15 protein-coding genes, 1 tRNA gene and 1 pseudogene are annotated in these 15,318 nt (G+C 69.3%); 7 read left to right on the top strand and 10 right to left on the bottom strand.

The window, feature by feature from the left end:
* Positions 1-4: 4 nt before the first annotated feature.
* On the bottom strand, positions 5-931 hold the full coding sequence (arcC, locus tag CRP55_RS10580; protein ID WP_097319559.1) for a carbamate kinase: 927 nt from the start codon (positions 929-931) through the stop codon (positions 5-7).
* A gap of 23 nt (positions 932-954) precedes the next feature.
* On the bottom strand, positions 955-2,355 hold the full coding sequence (locus CRP55_RS10575; RefSeq protein WP_097319557.1) for an APC family permease: 1,401 nt from the start codon (positions 2,353-2,355) through the stop codon (positions 955-957).
* Between the two features lie 135 nt (positions 2,356-2,490).
* Between CRP55_RS10575 and CRP55_RS10570 the strand changes: the two genes are divergently transcribed.
* Together CRP55_RS10570 and CRP55_RS10565 are read left to right on the top strand one after the other, a co-directional pair.
* Positions 2,491-3,153 (top strand): hypothetical protein, encoded by a 663-nt coding sequence (locus CRP55_RS10570; RefSeq protein ID WP_097319556.1) that lies wholly within the window; start codon positions 2,491-2,493, stop codon positions 3,151-3,153.
* Entirely contained in the window at positions 3,150-3,986 is an 837-nt protein-coding gene (locus CRP55_RS10565; protein ID WP_097319891.1) for a nickel/cobalt transporter, read from the top strand. Before CRP55_RS10570 ends, CRP55_RS10565 begins: the two co-directional genes overlap by 4 nt.
* On the opposite strand, the gene CRP55_RS10560 is transcribed toward CRP55_RS10565, so the two are convergent.
* A complete protein-coding gene (locus CRP55_RS10560; protein ID WP_097319554.1) occupies positions 3,983-4,648 on the bottom strand; it encodes a TetR/AcrR family transcriptional regulator in 666 nt (221 codons plus the stop codon). The two genes, CRP55_RS10565 and CRP55_RS10560, sit on opposite strands and share 4 nt — an antisense overlap.
* Positions 4,649-4,766: 118 nt before the next feature.
* On the opposite strand from CRP55_RS10560, the gene CRP55_RS10555 reads away from it, so the two are divergent.
* The 4 genes from CRP55_RS10555 to CRP55_RS10540 all read left to right on the top strand — a co-directional run bounded on the left by CRP55_RS10555 (position 4,767) and on the right by CRP55_RS10540 (position 7,213).
* Positions 4,767-4,850: transfer RNA gene (locus tag CRP55_RS10555), tRNA-Leu, on the top strand.
* 292 nt (positions 4,851-5,142) lie between these two features.
* Positions 5,143-5,532, top strand: a complete 390-nt coding sequence (locus CRP55_RS10550) for a PadR family transcriptional regulator (protein ID WP_218854290.1) — start codon at positions 5,143-5,145, stop codon at positions 5,530-5,532.
* Positions 5,529-6,635, top strand: a complete 1,107-nt coding sequence (locus tag CRP55_RS10545) for a hypothetical protein (protein WP_143234537.1) — start codon at positions 5,529-5,531, stop codon at positions 6,633-6,635. The genes CRP55_RS10550 and CRP55_RS10545 overlap by 4 nt, the downstream gene beginning before the upstream one ends.
* Positions 6,636-6,694: 59 nt before the next feature.
* Positions 6,695-7,213, top strand: a complete 519-nt coding sequence (locus CRP55_RS10540; RefSeq protein ID WP_097319548.1) for a GNAT family N-acetyltransferase — start codon at positions 6,695-6,697, stop codon at positions 7,211-7,213.
* Position 7,214: 1 nt separating this feature from the next.
* Here the strand turns inward: CRP55_RS10540 and CRP55_RS10535 are convergent, their stop codons facing one another.
* The 6 genes and pseudogenes from CRP55_RS10535 to CRP55_RS10510 form a co-directional block, all read right to left on the bottom strand.
* Positions 7,215-8,180, bottom strand: a complete 966-nt coding sequence (locus tag CRP55_RS10535; protein WP_097319546.1) for an expansin EXLX1 family cellulose-binding protein — start codon at positions 8,178-8,180, stop codon at positions 7,215-7,217.
* Positions 8,181-8,244: 64 nt separating this feature from the next.
* A complete protein-coding gene (locus tag CRP55_RS10530) occupies positions 8,245-9,045 on the bottom strand; it encodes an MOSC domain-containing protein (RefSeq protein ID WP_097319544.1) in 801 nt (266 codons plus the stop codon).
* 23 nt (positions 9,046-9,068) lie between these two features.
* Entirely contained in the window at positions 9,069-11,264 is a 2,196-nt protein-coding gene (locus CRP55_RS10525; protein WP_179855115.1) for a P-loop ATPase, Sll1717 family, read from the bottom strand.
* 35 nt (positions 11,265-11,299) lie between these two features.
* Positions 11,300-11,752 carry a MarR family winged helix-turn-helix transcriptional regulator gene (locus CRP55_RS10520; RefSeq protein ID WP_097319540.1) on the bottom strand — a complete coding sequence of 151 codons (453 nt, stop codon included), beginning with the start codon at positions 11,750-11,752 and terminating at the stop codon, positions 11,300-11,302.
* Between the two features lie 420 nt (positions 11,753-12,172).
* Positions 12,173-12,268: pseudogene (locus CRP55_RS52035) on the bottom strand (hypothetical protein); the annotation flags it as partial.
* A gap of 258 nt (positions 12,269-12,526) precedes the next feature.
* Positions 12,527-13,645, bottom strand: a complete 1,119-nt coding sequence (locus CRP55_RS10510) for an erythromycin esterase family protein (RefSeq protein ID WP_097319538.1) — start codon at positions 13,643-13,645, stop codon at positions 12,527-12,529.
* Positions 13,646-13,704: 59 nt separating this feature from the next.
* On the opposite strand from CRP55_RS10510, the gene CRP55_RS10505 reads away from it, so the two are divergent.
* Positions 13,705-14,421 carry a TioE family transcriptional regulator gene (locus tag CRP55_RS10505; RefSeq protein WP_218854287.1) on the top strand — a complete coding sequence of 239 codons (717 nt, stop codon included), beginning with the start codon at positions 13,705-13,707 and terminating at the stop codon, positions 14,419-14,421.
* Positions 14,422-14,667: 246 nt separating this feature from the next.
* Here the strand turns inward: CRP55_RS10505 and CRP55_RS10500 are convergent, their stop codons facing one another.
* Positions 14,668-15,057, bottom strand: a complete 390-nt coding sequence (locus CRP55_RS10500) for a hypothetical protein (RefSeq protein ID WP_143234533.1) — start codon at positions 15,055-15,057, stop codon at positions 14,668-14,670.
* Positions 15,058-15,318 lie beyond the last annotated feature (261 nt).

The raw sequence follows: 15,318 nt of genomic DNA, 5'->3' as shown, positions 1-15,318 counted from the left end.
CGCCCTAGACCGCGCCGTAGTCGCCGCGCGGCGTCACGACGGTGCCCGCCTTGCCGGCGACGATCTGCTCGGCGTCGGTCAGCGCGCCGATCGCGGCCATGTCGCCGGTGAGCTCCACGAACCGGCAGACGGCGTCGACCTTGGGACCCATCGACCCGGCCGGGAAGTCCTCGCGGCGCAGCTCGGCCGGGGTGGCCCGCGAGATCGGCTCCTGCCTGTCGGTGCCGAAGCCGCGCAGCACCGCCGGCACATCGGTGAGCAGGAGCAGCGCGTCCGCGTCGAGAGATTCGGCGAGTACGGCGGTGGCGAGATCCTTGTCGACGACGGCCTCCACACCCTCCAGACGGCCGGCCTCGTTGCGGATCACCGGCACGCCGCCGCCACCGGCGCACACCACCACCGCCCCGGAGGTCAGCAGCTGCCGGATGACGCGGGTCTCGACGATCCGCTTCGGCGCCGGGGACGGCACGACGCGACGCCAGTGCTTGCCGTCCGGCTTGACGTCCCAGTCGCGTTCGGCGGCCAGCCGCCGGGCCGTCTGCTCGTCGTAGACCTGGCCGACGAACTTGGCCGGCGCGGCGAACGCCGGGTCGGCCGCCGAGACCAGGGTCTGGTTGACCACGGCCGCGACCTGGCGGCCGGGCAGCGCGTTCTGCAGCCCCTGGAGCAGCCAATATCCGATCATGCCCTGGGTCTGTGCGCCCAGCACGTCCAGCGGGTACGGGCGGGTGAGGTCCGGATCGTTGGCACTCTCCAGCGCGAGCATTCCGACCTGGGGGCCGTTGCCGTGGGTGACGACCACTTCGTTGTGGACGGCCAGCGGCGCGAGCGCCTCCACCGCCCGCCGGATGTTCTCCTGCTGCACTGAGGCGTCGGGCTTCTGCCCGCGCTCGAGCAGCGCGTTACCGCCGATGGCGATCACGATGCGCATGGTCCGTGGTGTTCCTCTCAGGATCAGTGATAGGGCGGAACGGGCGGAGGCGCGGACATGCGGGTGCGCATGTGGAGGTAGACCGGGATGCCGATGAGCAAGGCCACGCCGGCCATCAGGAACGGGCCCCAGACCTGGTACCAGTGGTCCTGGCCGGTGTTGCGCGAGTACCAGATGAACAAAATCGAGAAGACCAGCGAGAGGATCGCCACCGTGGCGTCGCGGGCGAAGCGGGGCGTGTGCAGCTCTCGCCTGTCGCGCAGCCGCCATTTGAGCTGGGCCAGCGCCGAGAAGGCGTACGGAATGGCCGCGGTTATGCCTGTCATCAGCACCAAGGTGTTGAAGACGGCGGCGCCGCTGGTGCCCATGAAGCTGACCGCCATGGCGATGCTGGCCAGCACTGTCGACGCGATGATGCCGGCGGCCGGGACGCCGCGCCGCGACAGCCGCCCGAACACGGCCGGGAACAGGCCGTCCTTGGCCGCCGCGAGGGGCATCTCGGCACAGATCATGGTCCAGCCGTTGAGTGCGCCGAACCCCGAGATGATCACGGCGATGGCGACCAGCGTGCCGGCCCAGGACCCGCCGCCGACCATCGCGTCCGCGGCCACCGAGTACGACGCTTTGTTCTCGTCGAGGGCCAGCTCGGTCGTGGGCACGGTGCCGAAGACGGCGACCATCGACAGCAGGTAGACGACGGAGGCGGCGAGAGTGCCGAGCACGGTCGCCCGGGGAATGTTGCGCTCGGGGTCGCGCACCTTCGCGGCGGCGACCGCGGCCGTCTCCACGCCCAGATAGCTGAACAGGCAGATGGCCATGGCGCTGCCGATCGCGGCCACGTTCGAGTCGCCGCTGACGTTCCACGGCGTGAAGTTGCCGGTGCTGATGGCGAGCAGGCCGACCGTCGACATGAGAACCAGCGGGACGTACTTGATGATCGAGGTCCAGAGCTGGACCGCGCCCATGTTCTTCACGCCGGTGAGGTTGACCGCGGCCGGGATCCAGAGGCCGACCAGGGCGATCAGCACCGACCAGCCGGCCAGGTGACCCTTGTTGAGGAACTTCTCGACGTAGAAGACCCAGCCGGTGACGATGGCCGCGTTACCGGCCCAGGCCGTGATCCAGTAGGACCAGGCGTTGGTGAAGCCCATGCCGTTGCCGAACGCGGCCCGGGCATAGGCGTACGGGCCACCGTCGGCCGGAAGCCGCCGCGACAGGGCGGCGAACATCAGCGCCAGCGCGACCGCGCCCACCGTGGTCAGGGCCATCGCGATGATGCTGATCGGCCCGATCGAGGCCAGCGAGTACGGCAGGTTGAAGATGCCGACCCCGATGATGCTTCCCAGGATCAGTGCCGTGGCCTGCGGAAGGCCCAGCCCGGCGCCGGCCTCCGGTTTCGATCCCGTCTTCTTGAGCTCAACCATGGCCCCTCCTAGGGCGGCAGCGTCACCTAGAAGGTCCGATTGATACTCGTGTGTCGCCTCCTCCGTGAGGGATGAGTTCGCAGTGTTCATGTTCGGTCCAGACCAAGATCACCAAGAATGGCCAGACTGCGTTCCGTGGTTTTGCACAGCTCACGCGCCCTGCTGACCCTGGTGGTGGCCGGGATCGCGATCGCAGCGCCGTCACCGGCGCAGGCGCATCCGTTCGGTGATCCGCAGACGGTGGCGATCTCGTTCGACGAACAGCGGCCCTCGGTGATCCACGTGAAGTGGCGGGTCGGCGGCCCGGACGATCTGACCCTGCTCGGAGTGGCGCTCGGGCTGCTGCCGAAACAGCGGGTGAAGGCGGACGGGAACGTCGACTACCGCTACACCGACCCGGGGATCGTGGGGGCGTCGTCCCAGTTCGCCGACTACTTCCTGCGACGGATTGAGGTCACGGACGGTGCGCGGGAGTGTGCTGGGCAGGTGCGGGGGCCGATCGAGGCGCTCGCACTGAAGGGCGCTACGGCCGAGTTCGCCTGCCCGTCGCCGGTCACGTCGGCGACGGTCGCGGTGCGGATGCTGACCGACCTCAACCCGGCTTACCGGACGCTGGCGACCGGGCCGGAGGGGCAGCGGTACGTCTACGAGGACGGCAACGAGTCGCATTCCTGGACGGTGGTGGGCGCGCCGGCCACGAACAGCGCCTTCGGCCAGCTGGCGGCGGTCATCATCGTGCCCCTCGTGGCGGTGGCATTTCTGTGGCTGAAGCGCCGTCGCCGGGCGGTGCCGGCATGATCGACGGGACTGTCCTGTCCGAGCGGATGCAGGACCTCATCCACACGCCGGGAGTGACGCCGCTGGCGTTCCTCATCGCCTTCCTGGCCGGGGCGGGTCATGCGGTCGCCCCCGGTCACGGCAAGACGCTGGCGGCCGCCTACCTGGCGGGTTCGAAGGGCCGCATCCGCGACGCGGCCTGGCTCGGCGGTTCGGTGGCGGCGATGCACACCTTCTCGGTGCTGGTCATCGGCATAGCCTGGACGTTCTTGTCACTCTCCGATTTCGTACGCATGGAGCAGTTGACTACGTGGCTCCAAGTAGCCGCCGGAGCCCTCATCGTGGCCACCGGCATCTGGATGCTGCGCCGCCATCTCAGCGGCCATCATCACCACCACCACGGTCACTCACACGACCATTCCCACGGCCATTCACACGACCACCCCGGCGGCCCGTCACACGACCACTCCGATGATCACGCCCACGGCCCCTCCGCGGGCCACTCCCACGGCCATGACCACTCGCGCCGCCCCGGCCTCCTGTTGCTGGGCATCTCGGGCGGGCTGACTCCCTCGCCCGCCGCCTTCCTGGTGCTGGCCACCGGCCTGTTCCTGGGCCGCGCCGGCTTCGCCCTGCTGCTGGTGCTGACCTTCGGCGCCGGCATGGCGGTGGTCCTCTTCGGCGTCGGCGTCCTGGCGGTCGCCGGCAGCTCCCTGATCACCCGAAGCTCGCGGTCATTCGCCCTGCTGACGAGGGCCACCAGGGTGACTCCCGTCCTGGCCGCCGCCGGCATCACCCTTTTCGGCGCCGGCTTGGTGACCATCGCCGCCGTCCACCTGACAACGGTGAGTTAAGGGCGGGCGAGGGCCCCGTACAGGAAAAGGTCGACCAACTCGGCGGCCGGAAGTTGGGGACCTCGGCCCCGGCCGGTGATGATGCCCAGGAAGGCATCGGTCACGGCCTCGGCGGGGAGGCGCAGGGTTTCCCGGTCGGGTTCGATGAGGTCCAGTACGGCTCGGCGGGTGGCGGCCTGGGACTCGTCCCGCGAGGCAGACAGAGCGGACAGGTCGCCGCCACGGTCGCCGTCGCCATCGCCCGTGCCGGAACGGCGGTGGGGCAAGGCGTCGTCGCCTGGGCGGGGGCGGCGGTGGGGCATGCCGGAGGCGTGCAGGGCGCCGATCACCGCGCCGATGCGGGCGCCGTGGGCGTCCAGGGCTTCCAGGGCCTCGACCAAGCGGTCGGCCAAGGGCTGGTCCAGCGAGATCGAGTGGAGCTGCGACAGGACGTTGGCCGGATCGAGCGCCCGCAGGATGCAGGCCTGGAGCAGGGCGTCTTTGTCGTCGAAGACGCGGAAGATCGTCGCCTCGCCGATGCCCGCGGCACGGGCAATCTGGGCTGTGGTCACGGCGGCACCTCGCTCGGCGACCAGGGGCAGGGCGGCGCTGACGATGGTTTCGCGCCGCTGCTCGGGTGTCATACCCGGCGCGCGGCGCCGGGCGGAAGGTGAGGATGTCATGCGTTCCACGCTACGGAGTGAGTACTCACTCCGTCAAGGCAATACCGGGCCCCTGATCCGTGACCGGACCGTCTAGAATCTCTTCAACGCGCTGGTCCGATCATCCGGGCCGGTTCGAGCGGGAGTGGCGTAATAGGCAGCCGCGCGGGTTTTAGGTGCCCGTGCCCGAAAGGGCGTGGGGGTTCAAGTCCCCCCTTCCGCACCCATCGTGGATACGGTCACCGCGCAGAGCCGCCTCACGCCGGCAGCCAGAGCGGCACACACAGGTCAAGCCAGGCCGCGTTGCCACCCGAACCAGGCTCGGCATGGACGGTCAGGCCCAGACCGAATCGCCGCACGGGCCGGACTGGGGCGTCGAGGTCCAGCTCGGCATGGCGGCTGAGCCTGAGCCGCACACCCTGCGGGCAGCTGAGGTCGACGCGAGCAGAGCCGGGCCTTGCGGCCTCGTGCTGAGGGGTTGACCCGATAGTCAGATCATCTTTATATTGCCTCGCATGGCCAAGGCTATGCGTGAACCCACGTTTTGGATCCTGACGGCGCTCGCGCAGCAAGCGCGGCACGGCTACGGGATCATCCAGGCGGTTGCCTCGCTTTCCGAAGGGCAGGTGAAGTTGCAGGCCGGCACGCTGTACGCGGCCCTTGACCGGCTGCACGCCGAAGGGCTCGTCGAGGTCGACCACGATGAGAAAGTGGACGGTCGCGACCGCCGCTACTACCGCCTCACCGCCGGCGGCGTCACCGCGCTTGATGCCGAGATCGCCCGCCTGGCCCAGAACGCGCGCACCGCCGGCCGTCAACTGGCCGCCCGCCCCGGCCGCGGCAACGCCATCACTCCCGGCCTCGGCAGCGCCGCCGCGCCCGACCTCGGCCCGGTCACCGCATGACCCGCGACCGTGCCGGCGCCACCGGCGAAATCGAGCGGGGCGGCCTTGGGGCTCGCTATCGGATGGTCCTGAAGGCGTATCCGAAGGGGCGGCGTCGAGACGAACTGCTCGACACGCTTCTCGAGGCGGCGCCTTCGGATCGGCGGCGGCCCACCGTGCGGGAAGGGGTCAACCTTGTCCGGCACGGGATGCGGGCTCGGCTCGGGCGGCCGGCCAGCAAAGGCGTGGTTGTGCTGGCCGCTCTGGTCGCTCTGATCGGTGGCTTTCTCGGCGCGGCCGTCAGCGCGCGGGCGGCCTGGGAGTTCGCGCTCGACCATCCGAGCGGGAAGGCACTGGAAGCCATCTCGGGGACGATCTTCCCGGGGGTGCGGGCCCATGCCGAGCCGGCCGGCGACGAACTGTTCCACGATGTGTCGGAGCGCAGCACGGCCGAGGTGCTCCTGCGGGGTCACGATGAGGACTTCGAGTTCTCCGCGGTGACGATTACCCCGGACAAGTGGTTCATACCGGGCGACTATCGTTCCTGGACCACTGAGGCGCAGGAACGGCTGGTCAGAGAGGGGTGGCAGGTCGGGGACGCCGAGGTCACCGGGGCGACCTGGATCGCCACCGGCGAGATCGATGACAGCGGGCGTACGTTCAGTGCCACCCGCGACGGTCTCGCGATCAAGGTCGAGTCCATGACCGATGTCGTCGACACGCCGGCCGGGTCGTTCTACGCCAGCGTGCGGCTCGACCGGCTCACGCCCGGCTTCGTCGACGCGGCCACGGTCCTGGGGATGCTCGCCGGGGCGCTGATCGGGTGGCTGGTCACCGGCTGGGCGAGCCGCCGCACCGAGTTCGCGCGGACGGCGCCTCGCACGACCACCCTTCTCTCGTCCGTGGTCGCCCTCGTGTTCCTGGTGCCGCAGGCGCTCCTCGGGCTGGCCATCCTCGTCTCCGACACGATTTCCGGCGGCCCGCCGATCAAGCCCTTCTGGTCACTGACCATGACGTACGGATATGGCTGCGCCCTCGCGGGAATCGCCGCCTTCGCCGTCGCGCTCATCGCGGCCGCCCTTGCCAGGCGCCCCGCGCCGGACCCGGCCGCCGAAACGCCGTAAGAGCTCGGCGAGACGGAAGGCACACGGGCGTACGGATGGAATGCCGTGAAGATGAGGGCATGGGAATCGAGTTCGTCGTGGATCCGCCGCTCACCGAAGACCTCAAGGAGCGGGCGGTTGCTCTGTGGGTCGACGTCACCAACGCCGGTGGGGCCGTGGGCTTTGTGGCGCCGGTCGAGGCCAGTGCGGTGCGGCCGGTGGCTGAGGCCGCCTTTCAGGGGGTCGCGGACGGGTATGACCGGCTGCTGGTGGGGCTCGACGGGGACGAGCTGGTGGCGCTGCTCTTCGTGGTCAGCAACCGGTTCGCGCTGAAGGACCACTGGCGTGTGCTCAAGCGGGTGATGGTCACGCCCAAGAGCCAGGGGAAGGGATACGGGGCCGCGCTCATGCGGGAGGCCGAAGCCCTCGGGCGGCGGATGGGGCTGGCCGCGCTGCAGGTCACCGTGCGCGGCGGGCTGGGCATCGAGCGGTTCTATCTGGGGCTCGGCTATCGCGAGGTGGGGCGCATCCCGGGCGCCCTGCGACTGGCGCCCGGGGATGATCGCGACGAGACCTACATGTGGCTCGGCCTGGCGTAGGTCAGCCGCACTTCGACGGCGTGCCGGCGGCCAGGTCGACGGCCGCCTGCGCCGGCGGGGTGACCGTGGGCTCGGCGGTCGCCAAGGAGGTCGCCGTCGATTCCACAAGGGGCGCCGCCGACGAAGGCGCGGCCTTGGGTGCCGCCGGCTTCTTCGACGAGGTGGGCGACGGGGTGGCCTTCTTGGTGGCCGGGGCCTTCTTCTTCGCCGGGGAGGATTTCACCGAGGAGGAAGTGGTGGACGCCAGCTTGGCGCCCGTCTTCTGGGTCTTGCCCTCGGCCAGCTTGATGTTGGGGACGGTCACCGAGTTGCCGTAGATGTCGGTGATCTTGATTTTGAAGGGGCCGTTGCCGGCGCCGCTCGGCAGCGTCCAGTAGTTGAAGTCCTCGTGCTCCGCCGACTTGAACGTGCCGCCCGAACCGGCGATCTTGACTGAGGCCAGCTGGTTCGAGTGATTGTCGATCAGCACGCTCAGCCAGTACTGCGACGAGCCTTCCTTCACTCGTACGGAGATGGGGCCCGGCACGGCGGCGTTCGGCACCGTCTTGTACGTGATGGGGATGATCCCGTCCGACTGCACGCCGATCTTCTTGAACGCCGTGAGGCTCAGATCAAGATGGCCCACCGGGCATTCGGGACAGGAGTCGATCACCTTGACGCGGGTGGAGCCCTTCGGCCCCTTCACGTCGATGTACGTGCCGCAGGCGGCACCCTCCGAATACTGGTTCGTCTGCCCCAGCGCCACGAACAGGTCGTCCGCCGGCGCCGACGGGAACGAGCAGTTACCCAGCGTCCCGTCGAGGGAGAAGTACGTCGCCTTGCCCTTGCTCGCGCTCGTGGACGGCGGGGCCGCGCACGCCGCGCCGCTGTTCTGGAACACGAGGGCCAGACCCAGCACGGCGGCGAGGACGGCGGCGCCTCCGGCGGCGAGCCAGCGGGGCGTCAGCAGGCGAAATCTTCCGGTCACGCCGTCCGACCCTGCACGCTCGCCGGGGCAGCGGCAACTTTCCTAAGACACTCCTAAGACTGCGTCACCCATTAGGTCCGAGTACGTCGACCGGATCGCCCACCCTAATGGACACACCGGAAATGTCGGGAATGAGGTTGATAGCAAAGAGTAATCCGTCGTCGAAGCGCCGGTGCTGGGCGAGCATCCGCAGCGGCTCCCGCCCCTTCTCCCCCGTCTCCTGATCGATCGTCGTCACCAGGCAGCGCGCACACGACTTGGCCGCCCGGAACGTCGCCTCCCCGACCCGCAGCCGCCGCCCCAGCCACCCGTCCTCGGCCCAGGCGGCCGCGCCCCCGACGACCAGGTTGGGCCGGAACCGCGTCATGGGCACGGGCTCGGGAAGCCAGTCGTTGAGCGCGGCCAGCGACCCCTCGTTGGCGAGCAGCACCGGGAAGCCGTCGGCGAAGCTGACCCGGTCGTCCGCCCGCGCGTGCGACTCGATCGACCGGCCCCGGGTGTCGTGCTGCCACACGAGCCGCGCGTCGCGTTCGAGGAAACGGCTGCTCCACTCCTTCTCGGCGACGCGGCCGGGCACCTCTTGCTTGCGCCGGAACACCCGTACACCCTCAATCGGCCCGTCTGCCGGCTCGTCGACGTCGAGGTCGGGCAGGCCGGGGGCGCTCAGCACCAGACCGCCCGGGCGGTGACGAACCCGTAGTTGGGTGAGGCGAGGCGTGTCGCGCTGCGTGATGCCGACGCCGTCGGGGTCGACCATCAGCCACCGCCGGTCACCGGCCAGGCCCCACGGCTCCACCTCCGCCACGTCGTGCTCGATGCGGTGGCAACCCTTGACGGGGTACGAGTACAGGGCCGTGATGTGCATGCCGGCCAGCCTTTCACGCCCGTCTAAGAGGCTCCCCAGCAGCGGGTGTAGAGCTCCGGGATCCGGAACATCGAGCGGGCGCCGTCGCCGTTGTCGCGGACCACCCGCTCGAGGAAGCCGAGCCGCTCCAGAAGGCGTACCTGCTCACTGACCGGTCCTTCCGAAGGCTCGAAGAGCCCCTCGACGTCGGCCAGGCTGAACAGGGTGCGTTTGCCGGCGCGACAGTTCAGGACGAACGACGACGCGACCTTGAAGTCGTTGACGACCTCGGAGAAGCTCAGCTCCGACACCTCGGTCATGGCCCGCGCGACCGCCGCCGCCGAGAAGAGCGGCAACGCGCTCACGGTCTCGCGGGGACGGGCCGAATATTCGCGCGCCAGGTGAAGCAGGAGCACCGCCAGACGCGGCGAAACGTCACCATTTCCATTGCGTACGGAATCGGAAAGCCATCGATCGATCGGACGGCCCTCGACCGTGGCCGGGAAGAGCACACTGAGCGCCGGACGGGTCTCGAAGCCGCCGGCCGGCAGCCGCAGCCGCTCGGCCACCCAGCCCAGCGGCGCGTTGGCCAGCACCCGGCGGACCAGCACCTGAAGCCAGTCCTCCTCGGTCCAGTCGAGCACCAGGCGGCGCGAGACCAGCTTGTTCTTCTCCTGGATGTCATAGAGCTCGAACAGGTCGGTGCGCAGGAAGACGACCAGGTCGAGGCCGTCGAGCAGGCTGATCCGCCCCTCCACCTGCAGCAAGCCCTGCACGACGGCCTCCTGACGGGCGCGGTCGTACTTGAAAAGCTCGTCGATCCGGTCGAAGAGCACCACGGCCCGGCGCTTCTCGGCCCGCAGGATCTTGTCGGTGACGTTCAGGAACGCCTCGACGTCGACCGTGCTGGTGCTGGGCGCGCTGCCCACCGGCAGCTCGGCCTCCAGGTTGACCGGCCCGACGGCGAACCGCAGCGTGGTGCCGCCGAACGGGCGGGCCATGGCCCGCAACGCCCGCTTGGTGCGGCCGATCGCCCGGCTGGGCAGTCCCACGGCCGTACGCAGCTCGGCGCCCTCCTGAAGCAGTTTGCGGGGAGCGTCCTCGGGCAGCGCCGCGGCCACCACGGCCGCGACCACCACCAGCCAGGCGGCGCGCAGCGTGTCGGCGTCGTGGGTGTTCGGCCCGGCGATGCGCTGGAGCAGGTCGCTCGGGTTGGCCACCGGGAAGACCTCGACGTTGTCCTGACCGGCGGAGAGCTTGTGGAAGATGGCGCTCTTGCCGGCGCCGCGGTCGCCGACGACGATCGAGCGGCGCTGGCTGAGGATCGACCCGACGTTCTGCCAGAGCACGAAGCTCTCCTCCAGCAGGTCGTCGCGCTCGGCGTCCTCGGCGCCGAACCGCAGGTCGGCCAGCTCGAACGGGCTGCCCGCGAGCCGCCAGGCCAGGTAGACGTCGCGGACCAGGTCGGGCAGGACCACGGTCGGGCCCGACGCCGAACCGGCCGGCCCGTTCAGAAACAGGCGGACCGCCTCGTCCGGGAGGACCCCCGACTGGGCGGCCAGCACGTCGATGCGCTCGCTCCCGCCGGTCAGGGCGAGCCGGTCGAGCAGGGACCGGGTCTTGGCGGGATCCGGGGTGCCGTCGACGACGCGCTCGATGATCCGCTCGATGTAGTCGCGGATCGACGCCTCGCCGGCGGTCTCCACGCCGTCGACTCCCTGGATCAGGCGGCGGAACAACAGCGCCGCCTCGTCCCGGCTGAGCGGGGCCAATGTGTACGCGGCGAACTGCTCCAGCCCACCGGTCACGGGCGGCCGCGAGCCGACCACGAACTGCCAGCGCGGCAGCGCGGCGCTGAGCTCGGCGATGGCGGACGCCGTGCCCGCCGGATCGACCGCCGAGTCGAGGCTGTCGAAAAGCAGAACCCCGGGCTCCGCGGCGCGCAACACCTCGATCACCTCGGACACCGGCGGGGCGCCCGAAGAGGACTGCAGCGTCGGCGCCCCGGCCACCGCCTCCAGCGCCCGGCTGCCCACCTCGGCCGCCCGGCGCACCCCGGACAGGTCGACGTGGAAGACGAGCCGGCCCCGCTGGCGCAGGTCGTCGCCGAGCATGCGCAGCAACACCGTCTTGCCCGAACCGTCGATGCCGAGCACCAGCACGCCGGCCGAACGACCGTTCTCGAGGTCGGCCAGGATCTCGGTCAGCTCACGGCGGCGGATCGGCAGCGTGTCGGTCACCCTGCACACGGTAGCGGTGCTCTTCTATGTCCCTTCTACGTCCCCGACAACAGTCCGTCGCCGGCGGCGAGCCGGTCGAGCACGCGAGCGAGGGCAGCCCGGTCGTCGGCGCTGAGCGAGGCGATCAGCTCCTCGTCGAGACGGGCCGACACCTCGGTGGCCGCCTCGAGCAGGCGCGCGCCCTCGACGGTGAGGTGCACCTGCTGCTTGCGCCGGTCGGCCGGATCACGAACCCGCCGCACCGCCCCGCGGATCTCCAGCTGGTCGACGAGCAGCACGACGAGGCTCGGCGCGACCCGCATGACCTGCGACAGCTCCAATTGCGACTCGGCGCCTTTGAGCCGCAGCACGCTGAGCACGGCCACATGCTTCGGTTTGAGCTCGAGCCCGGCCAGCCCCGCCGCGAACTGCGCCTCCTGGGAGACCCCGAGAACCCCGAGCCGGAACGAGACGCTCCCCACCGGCGTCCGCGGCCTGTCACTTGCCATGGCGCCACCATAGCGGTCAAAGATGATTCTCAATCTGAATGATTAGTTCGCGTACCGCCGATCGGTTGATCAGTTCTGGTTGATGTGTCGGGTGGTGGCGTGGCGAGCTGACAGATGAAGCGCGGGCGGTGATCGGGCCGCTGTTGCTTCGGAACGCCGCATCATCCGACTCGAACAAGTACGGCGTCGAGAGCCATTGCGGCGCTGGGGTTTGGGCCCAGGCGTTGCAGGGTGGTGCCAGCCTTGCCAGGTGCGGCCTCCGGTTTGACTTCGCGGTAGTCATGTTCGATGTGCCAGCGCAGCCTCGCGAGCCGGATCAGGGTGCGCTTGGGTGTGGTGGCGGAGCTGTCGCGCCAGGTCATCCGCCACGCGGCCTACGGCCCGCTGTCAGCAGCAGATCACGGATCGTGGGCGCGGGTTGCTGACGAAATGGCTCAGCGCCTGCTCATGCGGCCCCGGCAACCGTGCGGCCAACGGCTGGATCGACGTACGCCGCCCATCGAGCATCAACCCGCGCGACGACACCAACATCACCCTGCACCTGGCAAAGCCCTACCGGTCGCCGCGAAGCGGGCGTCGAGGGCTGCCACCCGCTTCCGGACCCAGCCCATCTGCGGGCACTGATGTCATTGAAATACTCGTCCGGTTCCTCGTCGTCGTAGAAGCCCTCTTCACACCACCCCACGACCTGCTCCCACGAGGCGATCAGGGTCGTGGGGAGAAGGCCGCCGGACGCCGCGCGGAACCGCTCGACAAAGACGTTGTCCCCGATCATCACTCCACTATGGCGTCCTTCACGTAGACGATCGCGTCGATTTCCGGCAGGTGGGCCGGGTCGAGCGGGGCATAGCCGAACCAGGGGGACTCCCGCTTTTCCGCGTCGGCCGGCAGCTTTCGGGGGTCGACGATGAAATGGTCGCCGGTCCGGACGTACAGCAAGCCCTCAATGGTGTTGATCGGCGGTGTTTCGACGCCGCGATGGCGGATCGTGCCGAGCGCCGTGGCCACGAATGCGTAGTCCGAGCCCAATTGGGCGGCGACGATCGCGCCGGCGCTCCACCAATGCAGCAGCGGGCCACCCAGGCGGATGCTGCTTTTCGCGCGCTGGAGGTGGCTGTTCTGCGCGAAGGCCATGATCGGGCCGTGCTGTTGTGTGAGGGCAAGCAGATTGGCCGCCATCATCGCGGCCCGCTGGCCGAGCACCCGGGTCAGCCGCGCCGGCGACGGATCGGCCATCCAGTGGTGATAAAGCAAAAGGCCGGTTGCCGTACGCCCGTACAACCGCCCCCGGTCCATTTCGTCCTTTGCCGGACTCTCCGCCTCGAGCAGGGCGACCATTTCATCGGCCAGCAGCCGCAATTGCCGGGCCTCGGGCGTCCGGCCCACCGACTGCGACGGATCCATCATCGCGTCCGGATTGGGCCACCGCTCGTCGTCGCCGATCAGCCGGTCGAGCTCCGCCACCGTGCAGGGCTTGTCGCCGAGCAGGCCGTGCAGCCCGAGAAGGGCCTCCCGCGGACTCGCGCCGCCGGTGATCTCCAGCGGTCCGTCGAAGCCCGCGAAGTGCACTCTCTCGGGCAAAGGGCGGCTTCGGTTGTACGCATGCAGCCAGCGCACAAGCTCACGATTCCCCGCCATCGTGCCGAACTCGTGGCTGAAGCCCCGCCGCATGACATCGTCCAGCGTGCCGGCACCGTGCACGACATAGTCGTCGACTAGCAGCCCCATCAGGCAGTCGCTCTCGATGGCGATGGCCCGGAACCCCTCCCGCTCGACAAGCCGCCGGAAGAGGTCGTTGCGCACGCGAAGAAGCGAGTCCTCGAAGTGGGTGGGCTCCCCAAGAGCCAGCAGGCGGGGCCGCTCAGGAAGCAGTGCCATCACATCGTCAGTCATGCCTCTCAACAGTATCGTTGAACCGTCGGTTGAGACTTTCCCGCTTCCTTGGCAGGCCAGTGACCCAAAACCCTCAAACGCTGCGCCCGGTCGACCTGGCCCGCGAGCACGGCTTGTCGACCCAGGCGATCCGAAACTACGAGGCGCTGGGCATCCTGCCCGAAGCCGAGCGCACCGAGTTCGGCTACCGCACCTACACGCCCCGGCACGCGCTGGCACTGCGGGCATTCCTGGCCCTTCAGCCCGGCCACGGCCACCGAACAGCGGCCGCCATCATGCAGGCGCTGAACCGGGACGCTCTTTCTGATGCGCTCCGCCTCATCGACGAAAGCCACGTCCAACTCTTGAGTGACCGCCAAACGTTGCGGGCGGTCGAGGCCGCGCTGCGCGACTTGGGCCCGGTGGAGCCCTCGCAGGCCGAGACTTTCGTCGGCCCGCTGGCCCGCAGGCTCGGCCTACGCCCGGCCACCTTGCGCAAGTGGGAACGAGCCGGCTTGGTCCACCCACGACGAGACCCGCAAACGGGCTACCGCGTCTACTCCCCCGCCGACACCAGAGACGCCCAGCTCATCCACCAGCTACGCCGAGGCGGCTACCTGCTGGAGCAGATAGCCCCGTTCATCGCCCAGGTCCGCTCGGCCGGCGGGATAGAGCCTCTGGAGTCAGCTTTGCGGGGCTGGCACGACCGCCTGACGTCCCGAAGCCGAGCCATGCTGGCCGGGGCGGCCGCCCTCGATTCGTACCTGCGGCTTCCTATTGCCGATCCTCGGCCTTGATGTAGCGAAAGACGCCGGCGACGGCGGATTAGGCAACGCTCCGAAGCCAACTTCGGCATCGCTCGAACAGACGCGAGACGACATGGCACTACTCGCCCTTTCTGCGGCGTTTGGCGAGATCGCGCTGGTCACGAGGCCGGCCAGCGCGGCCAGTGATTCGCAGGTCGAGACGTTCTCCCGGATCCGGAGATTCCGGCTGGCAAGGTAACTGGGACGACGGCGGACCAAGTCTCGGGGTTCGGCTGGTCAGATAAGGTTCTCGTCGAGGCCCTCGAGCTCCAAGGCTCGCTGCATCATCTCTCGGGCCAACGGACCGCATTTCACGTACTCGCCGTTGTATCCGCTGCGCCATGACTGGTCGGACAGAACCGGCCGGTACAGCAGCAAGCCGGAGTCGAGTTCGATCGGCAGGTCGTGGTCGAAGTCGTCGGCGACGGCCCGCATGATCAGCGCCCCGCGCCCGATGCCGGTCCTCGCGGCGACCTGGTCAAGGGTCGGGTCATAGAAGTGTTGCAACTCCCGCGAGAACATCAGCAAATGCCCAGCGCCGTTCCATTGGGCGAGTCCGGCGCTGCGCTGCATAGTGCCGCCGTCGGCGAGTGGAATGATCCCATCGGCGGCGGCGCGAGCAGGCAACTTCCGAGAGGACCTTGCACAGCGACGGCAACGGGGATCGGCTCAAGCTTGACTCGGATCAAGTTCGCGCCTCGTTCCATCAGCGCGCCGTTGTGCACGCATCGGGCCTGGCCGGCGTTCACTTCGGCGACCAGTCGGGCGGCGCGACTCAGCACTGCCGCTCGCTGGTCACGGTTCAGCGCCCGGATGCCGTCGGGTCGTCCGCCGCCGCGTTTTGATTTCGCCACTGGTTCCTCTCCCGCCACCGGGTCATTGCGGCGC

The organism is Paractinoplanes atraurantiacus, from assembly GCF_900215205.1.
GTDB lineage: Bacteria > Actinomycetota > Actinomycetes > Mycobacteriales > Micromonosporaceae > Actinoplanes > Actinoplanes atraurantiacus.
Note: the sequence above shows the minus strand (reverse complement) of the source record. Positions and strands in the feature narration are given on the sequence as shown.

Coding starts and splice junctions, on each gene's coding strand:
- arcC (WP_097319559.1), bottom strand. CDS start 931: ATGCGCATCGTGATCGCCATCGGCGGTAACGCGCTGCTCGAGCGCGGG.
- CRP55_RS10575 (WP_097319557.1), bottom strand. CDS start 2,355: ATGGTTGAGCTCAAGAAGACGGGATCGAAACCGGAGGCCGGCGCCGGG.
- CRP55_RS10565 (WP_097319891.1), top strand. CDS start 3,150: ATGATCGACGGGACTGTCCTGTCCGAGCGGATGCAGGACCTCATCCAC.
- CRP55_RS10560 (WP_097319554.1), bottom strand. CDS start 4,648: ATGACATCCTCACCTTCCGCCCGGCGCCGCGCGCCGGGTATGACACCC.
- CRP55_RS10550 (WP_218854290.1), top strand. CDS start 5,143: ATGGCCAAGGCTATGCGTGAACCCACGTTTTGGATCCTGACGGCGCTC.
- CRP55_RS10545 (WP_143234537.1), top strand. CDS start 5,529: ATGACCCGCGACCGTGCCGGCGCCACCGGCGAAATCGAGCGGGGCGGC.
- CRP55_RS10540 (WP_097319548.1), top strand. CDS start 6,695: ATGGGAATCGAGTTCGTCGTGGATCCGCCGCTCACCGAAGACCTCAAG.
- CRP55_RS10530 (WP_097319544.1), bottom strand. CDS start 9,045: ATGCACATCACGGCCCTGTACTCGTACCCCGTCAAGGGTTGCCACCGC.
- CRP55_RS10520 (WP_097319540.1), bottom strand. CDS start 11,752: ATGGCAAGTGACAGGCCGCGGACGCCGGTGGGGAGCGTCTCGTTCCGG.
- CRP55_RS10510 (WP_097319538.1), bottom strand. CDS start 13,645: ATGACTGACGATGTGATGGCACTGCTTCCTGAGCGGCCCCGCCTGCTG.